The 14,215-nt window shown below is 61.9% G+C and carries 12 protein-coding genes; 11 read left to right on the forward strand and 1 reads right to left on the reverse strand.

Features of this window, described 5'->3' with window-relative positions; translation table 11 throughout:
- The first annotated feature begins 112 nt into the window (after window positions 1-112).
- The 9 genes from HRF45_03160 to HRF45_03200 all read left to right on the forward strand — a co-directional run bounded on the left by HRF45_03160 (window position 113) and on the right by HRF45_03200 (window position 7,372).
- Window positions 113-649 carry an Rrf2 family transcriptional regulator gene (locus HRF45_03160; GenBank protein ID MEP0765526.1) on the forward strand — a complete coding sequence of 179 codons (537 nt, stop codon included), beginning with the start codon at window positions 113-115 and terminating at the stop codon, window positions 647-649.
- Window positions 642-1,427 (forward strand): Fe-S cluster assembly ATPase SufC, encoded by a 786-nt coding sequence (sufC, locus tag HRF45_03165; GenBank protein MEP0765527.1) that lies wholly within the window; start codon window positions 642-644, stop codon window positions 1,425-1,427. The genes HRF45_03160 and sufC overlap by 8 nt, the downstream gene beginning before the upstream one ends.
- Window positions 1,420-2,832 carry a Fe-S cluster assembly protein SufB gene (gene sufB / locus HRF45_03170; GenBank protein MEP0765528.1) on the forward strand — a complete coding sequence of 471 codons (1,413 nt, stop codon included), beginning with the start codon at window positions 1,420-1,422 and terminating at the stop codon, window positions 2,830-2,832. Before sufC ends, sufB begins: the two co-directional genes overlap by 8 nt.
- On the forward strand, window positions 2,825-4,138 hold the full coding sequence (sufD, locus tag HRF45_03175) for a Fe-S cluster assembly protein SufD (protein ID MEP0765529.1): 1,314 nt from the start codon (window positions 2,825-2,827) through the stop codon (window positions 4,136-4,138). Before sufB ends, sufD begins: the two co-directional genes overlap by 8 nt.
- A 3-nt stretch (window positions 4,139-4,141) precedes the next feature.
- Window positions 4,142-4,456, forward strand: a complete 315-nt coding sequence (locus tag HRF45_03180) for a non-heme iron oxygenase ferredoxin subunit (GenBank protein MEP0765530.1) — start codon at window positions 4,142-4,144, stop codon at window positions 4,454-4,456.
- Window positions 4,457-4,461: 5 nt separating this feature from the next.
- On the forward strand, window positions 4,462-5,691 hold the full coding sequence (locus tag HRF45_03185) for a cysteine desulfurase (protein MEP0765531.1): 1,230 nt from the start codon (window positions 4,462-4,464) through the stop codon (window positions 5,689-5,691).
- Window positions 5,681-6,133 carry an SUF system NifU family Fe-S cluster assembly protein gene (locus HRF45_03190; GenBank protein MEP0765532.1) on the forward strand — a complete coding sequence of 151 codons (453 nt, stop codon included), beginning with the start codon at window positions 5,681-5,683 and terminating at the stop codon, window positions 6,131-6,133. The genes HRF45_03185 and HRF45_03190 overlap by 11 nt, the downstream gene beginning before the upstream one ends.
- Window positions 6,134-6,152: 19 nt before the next feature.
- Window positions 6,153-6,458 (forward strand): DUF59 domain-containing protein, encoded by a 306-nt coding sequence (locus HRF45_03195; GenBank protein MEP0765533.1) that lies wholly within the window; start codon window positions 6,153-6,155, stop codon window positions 6,456-6,458.
- A 215-nt stretch (window positions 6,459-6,673) separates the two neighbouring features.
- Window positions 6,674-7,372, forward strand: coding sequence for a prepilin-type N-terminal cleavage/methylation domain-containing protein (locus HRF45_03200; protein MEP0765534.1), 699 nt, complete (start codon window positions 6,674-6,676; stop codon window positions 7,370-7,372).
- Between the two features lie 94 nt (window positions 7,373-7,466).
- Here the strand turns inward: HRF45_03200 and HRF45_03205 are convergent, their stop codons facing one another.
- Complete coding sequence (locus tag HRF45_03205; GenBank protein MEP0765535.1) at window positions 7,467-8,285, reverse strand: ion transporter; 819 nt, start codon at window positions 8,283-8,285, stop codon at window positions 7,467-7,469.
- Window positions 8,286-8,456: 171 nt separating this feature from the next.
- On the opposite strand from HRF45_03205, the gene HRF45_03210 reads away from it, so the two are divergent.
- Both HRF45_03210 and HRF45_03215 read left to right on the forward strand, forming a co-directional pair.
- Window positions 8,457-11,492 carry a hypothetical protein gene (locus tag HRF45_03210; protein MEP0765536.1) on the forward strand — a complete coding sequence of 1,012 codons (3,036 nt, stop codon included), beginning with the start codon at window positions 8,457-8,459 and terminating at the stop codon, window positions 11,490-11,492.
- A gap of 495 nt (window positions 11,493-11,987) precedes the next feature.
- Complete coding sequence (locus HRF45_03215; GenBank protein MEP0765537.1) at window positions 11,988-14,207, forward strand: hypothetical protein; 2,220 nt, start codon at window positions 11,988-11,990, stop codon at window positions 14,205-14,207.
- The last annotated feature ends 8 nt before the right edge of the window (window positions 14,208-14,215 follow it).

Genomic DNA, 14,215 nt, shown 5'->3' on the forward strand with positions numbered 1-14,215 from the left:
GACCCCGGGGAACGAAATCTTGACAAAGTAGTATGAATAATGGAATAATGCTGTTGCGCCGTGGCTGGAGGGCACTCCAGACACCGGCACGAGGAGCCCAGGGAACCACACCGTGAAGATCAGCGCACAAGAGGAATATGGAATCAGGTGCCTGTTGCAAGTCGCCGCTCGACCGAACGGCGACGGGCCCGTGACCGTATCCCAGATCGCTGAAGCGGAAGGCCTTTCGGGTCCCTATGTCGAGAAGTTGCTTCGTGTGCTTTCTCGCGCAGGCTTGGTCGAGGCGACCCGAGGGGCCAAGGGCGGCTATAGGCTCACCCGAGACAGTTCGGAGATCACGCTAGGCGACGCTTTGCGAGCCCTCGGCGAGTTTCCTGGTTCCAAGAAGCTTTGCGACCACTATGTCGGCAAGTTCGACTGCTGCGTCCACAGGGACGACTGCAGCGTGAGGCCCGTGTGGGCACAGATCGCTTCGTACTTGGGCACCATTCTGGACGGGCTGTCGCTCGCGGACCTCGTCGGGTCCGAGAGCACGGTGCGATCCCGTCTGATGTCGCTACACGCATCCACCCATTCCGACGGCACGACCGTTATTCGCAAGCCCTCGGTCGCGACCGCATCCCCCATGAGGAGCATGAACGATGAGTGAGAACGATTACCCGCTGCTCGAGGTCCGAGAGCTTTCGGCAGGAGTCGAGGGCAAGACCATCCTGAACGGCGTCAGCCTAACTCTTCGAAAAGGTGAGGTCCACGCAATCATGGGCCCCAACGGCTCCGGCAAGAGCACCCTTTCGAACGTGTTAATGGGCCACCCCGGTTATGAGGTGTTGTCGGGCGAGGTGCTGTACAAGGGTCAGGACCTGCTGGCGATGGAGACCGACGAGCGAGCGAAGGCCGGCGTTTTCCTGGCATTCCAGTACCCGACGGCGATCCCCGGCGTAACGGCAGTCAACTTCCTGCGTACGGCTCTCAAGTCGTTGCGAGGTCAGGACATGCCCGCGCGCGACTTCCGCAAGATGCTCAAGGAGAAGCTGAGCGATCTGAGCATGGACGAGTCCTTTGCAACTCGCTACGTGAATGACGGCTTCTCCGGCGGGGAGAAGAAGCGATTCGAGATGTTACAGATGGCGATGATCCAACCGGAGTTGGCCATCATGGACGAGACGGACTCCGGTCTGGACATTGACGCCCTAAGGGTGGTATCGGAGAACGTCAATCGGATGCGTGGTCCCGACTTGGGTGTGCTGCTGATCACCCACTACTCCCGAATTCTCACTCATATCACGCCTGACTTCGTCCACGTGATGGCGAACGGGCGGATCATCAAGAGCGGTGGGAAGGACCTAGCGCACGAGCTGGAGGAGCGTGGTTACGACTGGCTGCTGAACGGCGAACGGAAGGAAGCAGAGGTGAGTGCAAGTGTCTAAGCCCGCAACCATCCACGACATAGGCGACAAGTACGAATACGGCTTCCACGATGCCGACCGGTCGGTGTTCCGGTCCGGCCGTGGGCTCACACGAGAAATCGTCGAGACCATCTCGGAGATGAAAGGCGAGCCGCAGTGGATGCGCGAGTTCCGTCTGAAGGCGCTAGAGGTCTTCCTGGCCAAGCCCATGCCGACTTGGGGCAACACCGAACTGCTGGACGCGATTGACTTCGACAACATCTACTACTACGTCAAGCCCACGGATAGGGCCGAGAGGCAGTGGGAGGACGTACCGGAGGATATCAAGCGCACCTTCGACCGCATCGGCATTCCGGAGGCCGAGCGGAAGTTCCTCGCAGGGGTCAGCGCACAGTACGACTCCGAGGTGGTGTACCACCGAATGCGTGAGGGCTTAGAGGAGAAGGGTGTCATATTCCTGGACATGGACTCCGGTCTTCGAGAGCATCCCGATATCGTGAAGAAGTATTTCTCGACGGTGATCCCGATCTCCGATAACAAGTTCGCTGCTCTCAACTCGGCAGTGTGGTCCGGTGGTAGCTTCATCTACGTGCCCGAGGGGGTTCACGTGGACATTCCGCTGCAAGCATACTTCCGGATCAACTCGGAGAATATGGGGCAGTTCGAGCGCACGTTGATTATCGCCGACAAAGGAAGCCGAGTGCATTACATCGAGGGCTGCACGGCTCCGGTATATAGCTCGGACTCCTTACACTCCGCGGTAGTCGAGTTGATTGCCATGCCCGGGGCTCACCTTCGCTATACCACCATACAGAACTGGTCCAAGAACGTGTACAACCTCGTCACCAAGCGAGCCGTTGCCTATGAGGATGCTACTGTCGAGTGGGTGGATGGGAACATCGGGTCGAAGCTGACCATGAAGTATCCTGCGATCTATCTGATGGGTCGCGGCGCGCGAGGCGAGACGTTGTCGGTGGCATTTGCCGGTCGGGACCAGCACCAAGATGCGGGTGCGAAGATGATCCACGGGGCTCCCGATACCACATCCACCATCATCTCGAAGTCCATAAGCAAGGACGGAGGGCGTACCAGCTATCGTGGCATCATCCAAGTGCATGAAGGTTGCACGGGTGCAAAGAGCAATGTGCGCTGCGACGCGCTGCTGATGGATGAAGAATCACGCTCTGACACCTACCCCACCATGGACATTCGGGAGCCGGGTGTTAGTATCGAGCACGAGGCGACAGTGAGCAAAGTGGGCGAGGAGCAGCTTTTCTATCTGATGAGCCGCGGCCTCTCCGAGACCGAAGCGACTACTATGATTGTGAACGGCTTCTTCGAGCCGTTCGCCAAAGAGCTGCCACTGGAGTATGCGGTCGAGCTGAACCGCCTCATCCAGCTAGAGATGGAGGGTTCCGTTGGCTAACATCGTCCCCCCTATCGCCGAGGCTACCGGCTGCCACGATTTCACTCAGCTCGTTCCGGCGTGCGGGGATCCGGAATGGGCACTGGGCGCTCGGCGGACCGCCTGGGACCACTTTTGCAAAACTCCGTGGCCATCGCGCACTGATGAGGGGTGGCGTCGCGCCGACCTGGCGGGCGTCCCCTTCGAAGAGGTGCTGGCCACGTGGAGTGCGCCTCATGAGGCGTCTCTCCGCCCGCACGGCGACGCGCAGCCGGGGGGAAGTGCGTCGTCCGTCGCGGAGGGTCCCGGGCGGGCCGGGCTGCCCGAAGATGCGGTGCGCCGTGGCGTCCTGCTGAAGAGCCTTCAGGACGCAATGGCTGACCACCCCGACCTCGTGCGACCTTATCTCGACGCTGCACCCTACGACCCCACCGACCAGAAGTTCGTATCCCTCACGCGTGCTCTGTGGGATGAGGGAATCTTCCTGTACGTGCCGCGCGGTGTGAGTGTCGGGGTTCCGTTGCACGTGCAAGCCACCTTCGGCCACGGCCGTTTGGCGTGCCCTAGGCTGTTAGTCGTAGTCGAAGAGGATGCTAGTGTCATCCTGCTGGACGAGCACGTGTCGGGGGCCTTTCCACACACCGTAGTGGCCAGCTCGTTGGCGGACCTATTCGTGGGTAGTGGCGCCGAGGTGCGGTACGTGAACCTGAACCGATGGGGCGACAACGTCTACAGCTTTCAGCACATCCGCTCCGAAGTGGAACGAGACGCGCATTTGGTCACACTCACGATCAGCCTCGGGAGTCGACTGACCAAGGCTACCAACGAGGCCGTGCTGGTAGGTGAAGGTGCTCGGAGCGACATGCTGGGTCTAACCTTTGCGAAAGCCGACCAGCACATCGAATATCACACCGTGCAGCACCATCGAGTGGCTAACACCGAGAGCGACCTGCTGTTCAAAGCGGCGGTCTCCGGCAAGGCTCGATCGGTGTATTCGGGCATGATCCGAATTGATAAGGGTGCACAGCGCGCGAACGCCTATCAGACGAACCAGAACATCCTGCTGTCCAAGGACGCGCACGCCGACACGATCCCGAATCTCGAGATCCTGGCGAACGACGTTCGCTGCAGCCACGGTGCTACGGTTGCACCTCTCGACCCGAACCAGATCTTCTACATGACGACCAGGGGCATTCCTCCGGCGGAGGCGCGCAGGCTCATCGTTGCCGGTTTCCTGGACCAGGTGTTGGACAGGGCCGAATTGGGCCTACTGGACGGGTACGTGCGCGCCCGCGCCGAAGAGGCCATCGCCGAAGGGTATATCTAGGCCGTGAGCAGAATCCAACTCGGGTCGGAGAGCGCCTTCCAAGAGGGCGCAGTTCGCGTCGTCGAAGTCTCGGGGCGCAGGATCGCGATCGGAAGGGTGCAGGGCAACCTGTACGCATTCGACGACATCTGCACTCACGACAACGGACCTCTCGGCCAAGGCGTGCTGGACGGCTACGAGGTGGAGTGCCCTCGGCACGGGGCGCGCTTCGACATCCGCGACGGCCGTGCACTCTGTCTCCCCGCCATTCGTGGGATCCGAACGTACCGAGTCGTAGTGGATAACGGGGAAGCCTTTTTGGAGGGCGTAGAGGGGTGAGCTCGCTGGACGTTGCGGCCATTCGCCGAGACTTCCCCATTCTCGCACGCGAGGTCTCGGGCCGGCCGCTCGTCTACCTAGACAATCCAGCCACTTCCCAAAAGCCGCGAGCGGTGATCGAGGCCCTGACGCGCTTTTACGAAAGCTCCAACGCCAACGTCCACCGAGGTCTGCACAGGCTCAGCGAAGAGGCCACGGCGCAATACGAGGCAGCGCGCGCCGCGGTCGCCTCTTTTCTGAACGCCGCGTCACCCGAGGAGGTCGTCTTCACTGCGAACACCACCGCAGGCATCAACCTGGTGGCGCAAGGTTGGGCACGGCCGAGGCTGAAGGAGGGTGACACCATCATCCTGACCGAGATGGAGCACCACTCCAACCTCGTTCCATGGCAGGTGGCCGCGCAACGGACGGGAGCACGACTTCGCTTCGTTCGCCTAACGGACGACTTTCGTTTGGACCTCGAAGACTTTGGTGCTGCACTACGCGAGAACGCCAAGATCGTTGCTCTCACCCACGCTTCCAACGTGCTCGGAACGGTCAACCCTGTGGCGGAGATATGCCGGTTGGCTCGCGAGGCTGGGGCTGTCAGCGTGGTGGACGGCGCGCAGGCGGCTCCTCATCTCCCCGTGGATGTGCAAACGATCGGATGCGATTTCTACGCGCTCTCAGGCCACAAGGCCTGCGGGCCGACTGGCTCGGGAGCGCTTTGGGGAAAAGCGGAACGGCTGGAGGAGACCGAGCCTCTGCACTTCGGCGGCTCCATGATCAGCCGGGTACGATGGGATTCTTCTGAATGGAGCCCGCCGCCTCACAAGTTCGAAGCGGGAACTCCGAACATCGGGGAAGCGATCGCGTTCGGCGAAGCTATGCGCTATCTGACGACGCTAGGAATGGAGAATCTGGAGAGCTACGAGCGCGAGCTGACCGAATACGGACTTCGCGCGGTAGTCGAGGTACCGGGGATCACGCTGCACGGCCCGCACGACGCGGCGGATCGCTTGGGGGTATTCTCCTTCTCGCTGGAAGGCGTGCATCCCCACGATATCAGCCAGATCGTGGACGAGTATGGGGTAGCCATCCGGGCTGGGCATCACTGTTGCGAGCCACTGCACCGCAAGCTAGGTATCCCTGGCTCGGCACGCGCCGGCATTTATCTTTACAACACGAGAGAGGACCTCGACACGTTGGTAGAAGCGTTGGGGCGTGTGAGACAGGTATTCGCCGTTGCGCGTTGAGGAAGAGCTATATCGCGAAGTCATCATGGACCACTTTCGCTCGCCTCGCTATGGGCCGCCGCTGAGCGAGCCGGAGGCGCAGGCTGAGGGTGTGAATCCTCTCTGCGGCGACGAGCTGAGGCTGACTTTGCGAGTTCGCGACGGCGTTGTCGTCGAAGTCGGCGCCGACAGCAAAGGCTGTTCCATCAGCCAGGCCTCCGCCTCCATGCTGGCCGAGGTCGTCAAAGGCAAGAGCCTGGACGAAGTGCAGGCGCTGGTTGAGCAGGTGTCGGCGATGCTGACCGACAAGCCCCACGAGCCGTTGGACGAGGACGAGGACCTCGCCGCGCTGTCGGGGGTAAAGAACTATCCGGTGCGGGTGAAATGCGCCCTCTTGCCCTGGGCGACGCTGCGGCAGGCGCTCTCGAGCCCGGGCGGCAAGGTTTCGACGGAAGAGGAGTAGCGATGGGGGTGTGCTACTGATGCTGATCAACGCAGAGACGGTGCGCGAGGCGCTGAAAGAGGTCCGCGACCCCGAGCTCGGGGTGAATATCGTGGACCTGGGCCTGGTTTACGACGTGTCTGTCAGCGAGGGCGGCGTGGTGGATGTGCTGATGACGCTGACTACGCCCGCATGCCCGATCGGACCCGAGATCGAGCGCGAGATACGCAGCGTGCTCGCCGAATTGCCTGGGGTGGAGACGGTGAACATCGCCGTGACCTTCGAACCCCCGTGGTCTCAGGACCTGATCACCGAGGACGGCCGCATCGAACTGGGCATGTGGTAATTCCGGCGGGACGCCGGGGTGGGACGCGGTGGTTCTGGCGTCCCGCCGGTTCCGATTCCGTCGCCGGGAGGGCGAAACCATGCCTGACCAGACAACTCGGTCTCCAGCAGGCGGTTTCACGATGTTTTGTGGGCCATTCGCTGAAACTAATGTACAATAATGCATCTAGTCTAGATGTGAGGGCGCCGGCCCCCGATAGAACAGGAGTTGAGCCTATGAACCGGCGCATCGAACCGACGGGTTTCACGCTCATCGAGTTGTTGGTCGTTATCGCAATCATTGCCATTCTTGCCGCGATACTGTTCCCGGTGTTCGCCGCCGCGCGATCCAAGGCGAAGCAGACGGAGTGCCTCAGCAACATCAACCAGCTCAACAAGGGTATGTTGCTCTACGTTTCCGACTACGACGATCACATGATCACCTATCACTTTTTCAACTGGGCGGACGGCTTCGCGAACGACGTGAAGTCGGGTGCCGCGAACCGCTACATCAAATCGCCGGACGTGTTCCGCTGCCCGATGGACAACATGGAACGGTGGGGAGCAGGGGGCGTCAAGGTCAAGGGCACCTACAGCTACACCATCAACGGCTACCTAACAGGAAGCACTCCGTATAGCTGGAGCGACACGAAAATGGGCAAGGTGAAGATGAGCTACTTCCAGGAGCCCGCTCGCACGCCCAGCTTCGTAGAAGAGAAAGGGATCAACGAGATCACTTGGGGAGACGCTGCCGACAACTACTGGGGCATCAACGATGCCCGCTTCGTGAACGTGGACAAGACGGGTGGCCGCCACAGTGGCAAGAGCAACCTAGCGTATCTCGACGGTCACACGAAGACGGTGATACGAAACCTGGTGTGGATCAGCTCGCGGAACGACGACGGCACATACTGGTGCTGCCCGCCTGTTAGGTAACAGACCCGCCCTGCCCCGAATCTCTGCCCCCGCGCCACATGCTCCGGCGAGGGGGCAGTTGCACGGGCGCCCTCCCCGACTCAACGGTTTGCACTTACGGGTTGCTCTGGGTGCCAGCCTGGCGCGCGAGGGTGGATTCAATGCGGTCCAGCGTGCCACGCATATCGGCAATGAGCGCCATCACGTCGTCATCGCCCACAGCCTCGGCTTCCTCTACTCGTCTCTCGAGTCGGGCGTTTTGCATGTTCTCCAGAATTACCGCGACGAATAGGTTGATCATAACGAACACCGCGACGAAGATGAAGCTGCCGAAGTAGAGCCAAGACCAAGCGTGGGTGGTCTCCGCGGTGTCATGGAGTTCCACCCACCCTTCTAGAGTCAACACCTTGAACAGCGTCATCAGCGATGCCCCGAGACTTCCCCAGCGCACAGGATCCGCGTCCGCGAAGGTGTGATAGCCGAGGATCGCATACACGTATAGCAGGAGTGCCAGCAGCAACACGACATTGGTGATGGCGGGGATCGAACGAAGCATAGTATCCACGATCAAGCGGAGGTCGGGGGCGACAGACACCAGACGAGCCACTCGCAACAGCCTGGCTACACGGGCTACCGTGGCAAACACACCTACGCTGGGAAGCAGAGACCCCGCAATTACCAGGAAGTCGAAGACGTTCCAGCCGTCCCGGAAGAAGCGGTGCACGCGCGGCCAGTGGGCCAGGATCCGCAGTACGATCTCCACTACGAAGATCGCTTGGACCACCGAGTTGAAAGCGAGGAACAGGGCCTCATAGGCCTGCATCAGGCCAGGTGACGTCTCGAGGCCGACGACTACCGCCGTAAGTATGATGACACCGAGGATGAACGTCTGGAACCGTGCGCCTTCTGTGAGGCGCTTGAGGGTCTCGGGCACGCACAGTCCTCCCATGCAAAGATCTCGGAATGCCCGCGATCTTACCGAACCGGTGCACACGCGCCGTCGTGGGCGGAACGCTGCGGGCAATATCGGGGTTTTAACCTGTTGTACCGAGGCACGGCCTGACGGTGGTGCAGTCGGCATCCTTTTCGCGAAGGGAATGGGATTATGGGCACAGGCATCCGAACGATCGTCTTTTCTTCCTTGGTCCTCGTCGCCGGGTCGGCATTGGCTGCCGGCTCTGCTGCGGACCACTACAACCGTTATGAGTGGCGGGCCAACACCTTCACCCCCAGTGCGCAGGACCAAGCGACTATTGCCGTCGCCCCGGACGGCCAGATTACGGTCGCGTGGGGCAGTCGCCGGCAGTTGGCCGGGCGCAGCGGTGTCTACTATCAGAAGTTCTCGCCCGATGGCATCGCGCTTGGAGGCGAACAGCCCGTCGGCATCTGGACCGAAAGCCATCTCGGCTTCCCCGCGCTTGCCTCGGCCCCGAGCGGCGAAACTTGGGCTGTTTGGCAGTCGTGGGGCCAGGACGGACACGGCAGCGGCGTCCTCCTCCGCAAGCTGGACGGCGGCGACGAGATCCTGGTCAACCAGACCTGGAAGGGTGACCAGTCTGACCCGGCGATTGCGATTGACCAGCAGGGCAGGATTGCCGTCGTGTGGCGCTCGCTGACATCGTCCAAAGCGAACCCACGGGTGTACGTGCGCCTTTTCGATTCCGCAGGTCGGCCGTTGACCGAGGAGATCCCGATGTCTGGGGAAGACCGCTTCGAGACCACGCCCGCTCTTGCATGGAGTGCGGATGGCTCCCTCGCTGTGGTCTTCGCAGTGTTCGACGCCGCACGCGAGCCCGCCGGCATCCATCTGCAACGCTTCCGAGCCAGCGGTGAACGCATCGGAACCGACATCCTGGTGTCTGGCGAACCTAAGAACAGCCAGGTCGAACCGGTGATTGCGGCCACCCGCCGTGGGTATGTAGTGGCGTGGCAGGACGCAGAGAGCGACGGTTCCGATTACGGTGTCATTGCTCGCAGGCTGGACCTTCGGGGCGAACCGATCTCGGCGCCCTTCGTGGTCAACTCCACCACTGCCGGTGTGCAGAACGGCGCGGACATAGCCGTTGCACCGGACGGCCACTTTGCCATCGCATGGAACTCCGAGGACGGTGACCGCAACGGTGTGTTCGTGCAGATGTTCGCATCGGACGGCACCCGGCTGGGCGGTGAGGTTCGGCTGAACGATAGGACCGACGGCGACCAGTCGCTCCGGGCGGCAACCGGCTCGCGGCGGGTCGCATTCCTGCCCGATGGGCGACTGGTGTGCGCGTGGAGCGGCAACGGGCCACAGGACAAGAACGGTACGTACGTGTCCATGCTGAGTCGCCGGTCGCTAAGTGTGAACGTCGCCGAGATGGGCGTAACACCCGTCATGCAGCCAGCCGCACCGAAGGTCGTCGCCGACGCGGCGAGCCCGCACATTCCACCCACCTTCGATCCGCTGGATGTCGAGCAGGAGGGTGAACGCGAGGTGACAATCGCGGGTGCCGACATCGGATTCCTAGGTATCACCTCCACGGGTTGGACTCCTCCCGATCCGCACCTCGCAGTGGGGCCGAACCACATCGTAGTCATGACTAACGGCGCGATCGCATGGTTCACGAAGACTGGCACCAAACAGTATCAGACTCCCATCGAGGGTTCCACTGGCTTCTGGGGAAGCCTGGGCGCTACCGGATTCGTTTTCGACCCCGAGGTGTTGTACGACGAACTGTCCGGGCGCTTCTTCGCGATGGCCGCAGAAGGCTATGCTCCGAACAACAAGTCCTATGTACTGGTAGCAGTGTCCGACGATTCGGATCCGAACGGTACCTGGTACAAGTATCGCTTCGACACCTCGGCGCTGGCGGGCAACCTATTCGACTCGCCCAACATCGCGGTAGACCAGAACGTGGTGTACGTGACAGGTGACGGGTTCGGTATCGGCGCGAACTACCCAGTATATACATTCGATAAGGCGAGCTTGCTGGCTGGTTTGCCCCCTGCTATCAGCAAGTCCACCACGCTCAGCACTACCACGCAGTCTGCCGGCATGCCACCGGTCAGCTTCGACAATCCGCCCTACCTGTATCTGATCGAGCACCAGGAGGGGAGCAGCCGCACGCAGGTTCGGTTGTTAGCCTTGAAGAACCCGCTCACCAGCCCGACCTTCGTCAGCGTCAACCTCACCGTTCCCGCCTATAGCTCGCCCGGCACGCCCGTTCAGAAGGGAACGACTGTGCGGCCACAGACCTTCGATGCCAGGTTCTGGAGCGTGGCATATCGGAACGGCCATCTGTGGGCTGCGCACCACGTGAACTCGAATCCAGTGGAGTCGCGCTGGTACGAAATCGATATGCGTGGGTGGCCGGACTCCGGTCTCAACCCCGTACTCGTGCAGTCTGGTACGGCTAAGATTGACAGTGCGATCCACACCTTCTTCAACTCGATTACGGTGGACCCGGAGGGCAACGCGGCGATGACGTTTGCGCGCTCTTCCAGCAACGAGTACATCTCGATGGTCACCACCCACCGCTGGGCCTCCGACGCACTCGGCACTATGGGCCCGCATGTGATCCGAAAGGACTCCACTGGCCCGTACACGACGGATAGGTGGGGTGACTATAGCGCAATCAACGTGGACCCCGCAGACCACCGCACTTTCTGGGCACACCATGAGTGGGCATCGGGCGGATGGCGCACCTGGATCCAGGGCTTCAAGCCGGAAGCTACAATGACAGGTGCCGTGACACTGCAGAACCTGGTGCCCTCGCCCGCGGGTCGGGTCATCACCTTGGAGTTCCGACAGCCCAGCACGTTGAACGTGGTTGCTAGCTTCAACGCCGTGCTGGATGGCTCGGGCGGCTATACCGTGCCGGACGTGCTGACGGGCACCTATGACATCGCCTTGAAGCACGGCACGTGGCTGCGGCAGGTGCGTCCTTCGCAGGTGGTAGCAGGCCCCGCGACTTCGGGCGTCAACTTCACACTGAGAAATGGTGACGTGAACGACGACAACTCAGTGGATATCTCGGACCTCACGCTAGTTCTCACCAACTTCGGAGGAACGATGGGGCCCGCAGACCTGAATGCGGATGGCTCAGTGGATCTGTCCGACCTGAACATCATTCTCACCAACTTCGGCGTGGCGGGCGACCTGTAGCTGCGCCGCAATCCGATCGTAGCTGGGGGTGCGTGGCTTCGGCCACGCACCCCCCTCTCATTACACGGTCCAGACGGTCGTCTCGGCTTGGTGCGACGGCGACATGCTGTCCGACGAGGCCGAATGGCCTGTGAATGTAACCCTCGCCACTGCGAGTGGTGCGAGATAGAGAATCGCTGCCAACGGATGTCCCGCCTATACCTATGTCCCACTCTCCGTGAGTGGTGGGGCATGTGCGAGTAGCAGTCTCTCCGTATGCCGCCTCCCTTCCTCCTCGATTCATATCCCTGACCACTCGCATTGGTGAGGGATACTCGTCGTTGCCGTTCCAAGGAAGCGCTCGCCTGACCTTTTGGGCTGCACACCCTGCCGCTCGCACCCCCGGGATGACAGGGTGGGCGGATGGTGGCTGCTACTCCGTCTGCCGCGTCATCAGCAGGAGCAGCCGGCCATGCCCACCGGCAAAGGTGCTGCGAGGCAGGAAAACGGAGTGTGATGGCGTACCGGGAGCGCATGGGGATCGTCGCGTCGCTGCTCGTGCTCACCGCCGTTCTCGTCCAAGCTGGCCTGACGAAGGACATCCAGGAGCGTCCGGGGGTCCAGCTCGTCACCCAGTCGGACAAGCTCCTCAAGCAGCGCGAGGAATACTTCGACCAGCTTCGCATCTCGCCCCAAGCGCCCGCGTGGCAGGCGCGCCGGTCCGCCTGGCTCGCCGCCCTCGAGTTGCCTTACTGGACCGACGCGAAGGGCAACGTGCCCGCGTGGGAGTTCATCGGCCCCACCAAGCTGCGCGATGGATGGGGAGGATACGAGTGCGCCGGCCGCGTCAGCAGCATCGCGGTGGACCCGCGCAACACCAACCGCATCTATGTCGGCGCTTCGCACGGAGGAGTGTTCAAGAGCACCGACCGGGGTGCGAGCTGGGAGCCGCTCTCGGACTTCGAGGCGTCCCTCTCCTTCGGCTCGCTTGTTCTGGACCCTTTCAACCCGGACATCATCTACGCGGGCACGGGCGAGGCGCACGGCTCCGGCGACAGCTACTTCGGTGCGGGGTTCCTTCGCTCGATGGATGCGGGCCGCACGTGGGAGCTGCTCGCCGAAGAGCACTTTGCGGGCGCATACTGGGCCAAGCTGATTGCCAGTCCGAAAATTCCTGGGCTGCTTCTCGCCGCGACCTCGCGCGGTTTGTTCCGCTCGCTGGACGGTGGTAACTCTTGGACGCGATTGCTCGAAGGCTACTTCCGCGACGTCGTCAACAGCCCCAAGCAACCGGATACCTACTACGCCTGCGGTGGCACTCCACCCAAGGAGGGCGTCTTCAAGACGACCGATTCGGGCAACACGTGGGAGCTGCTGGGCGGCGGGCTGCGCGCACCCGGCACGTTCGGCCGTACCCAGCTCGCACAGTGCAGAGATGTGCCCAACACAGTGTACGTCTCCTATGTCACCGATGCAGGCATCGTCATGTATCGCACGGACGATGGAGGTCGCACCTGGATGCACCTCCCGAACGCACCTAACTACGGTAGCTGGTACTACAACTTCCTGGCATGCGGTCCGGACGACCCGAAAGTGGTGTATGCGGCGGGATCGAGCTGCTTCCGAAGCCTGGACGGCGGCGAGACCTGGATCGACGCCGCGCGATCCTTCCAGTGGGGCGTACATCCCGACTGGCACGGGTACTCCTTCGACCCGCACGACCCCAAGGTGCTCTATGGCGGCACCGACGGTGGTATGTTCGTTACCTACGACCGCGGTGATACGTGGCGCGCAATCAACACCGGCCTCGCGAACATCCAGTTCGAGACCATCGGCACACACCCGTGGGACCCCTACGATGCTATCGGTGGCACTCAAGACAACGGCACGCTGAAGTATCGCGGCAACCCCGTTTGGCGTATCTCGGTGCAGGGCGACGGCGGTATCAGTCTATTCGACTACAAGAACCCCAGTCGCGCCTATTCCACCTATGTCGGACTTGCCATGTATCAGTCCGATGACGGAGGCGAGAGCTGGCGGTCCATTGCGGATAGGATTGACCGCACTGGCGCGCTGTTCTATGCACCCTATGCCATGGACCCGAACGATCCTAGGATCCTAGTGGCGGGCGCGCTCCGCGCCTCACGTACCACCGATGGGGGCGATACGTGGTCCGTAATCAGTGGTGACATCGGTCCCATCTCTGCCATCGGCATCGCCTACGGGAAGTCCGAGGTAATCTACTGCGGCAATAGGTGGGGTCGGATGTGGGTCACGCCGAACACGGGAGAACAGTGGTATGACATCTCCTCGGGTCTGCCATCCCAGTGGATCACGTGGGTGGCCGTGGACCCCCGATCGCCGCGCAGGGTTATCGTCGGCCTGGCCGGATTCGGTAACAAGCACGTGTTCCTCACCGAGAACGCCGGGGGTTCCTGGCGTAGCATAGACGACAACCTGCCGGATGCTCCGGTCCGCCACATCGCCATTGACCCCACTCGCCCGGACGACGTCTACGTGGCGCTCGATTGCAGCGTGTTCGTGTCGAACACTGGCGGCGGGCAGTGGAAGCGTTTCGGGAAGGGTATCCCGCATACACCGGTCGAGAGTCTATCGCTCAACCGGCGCACAGGCTACCTGACGGCTGCCACGCACGGCCGCGGGGCCTGGCGCATCCCCCTGCCTTCCTACAAGTCGCCCGGTAGCGCCGGGCAGGTAACGGCACCGACGCCGTGATTCCACCT

It is taken from the genome of Fimbriimonadia bacterium (assembly GCA_039961735.1).
In the GTDB taxonomy this organism is placed as follows: Bacteria; Armatimonadota; Fimbriimonadia; order Fimbriimonadales; family JABRVX01; genus JABRVX01.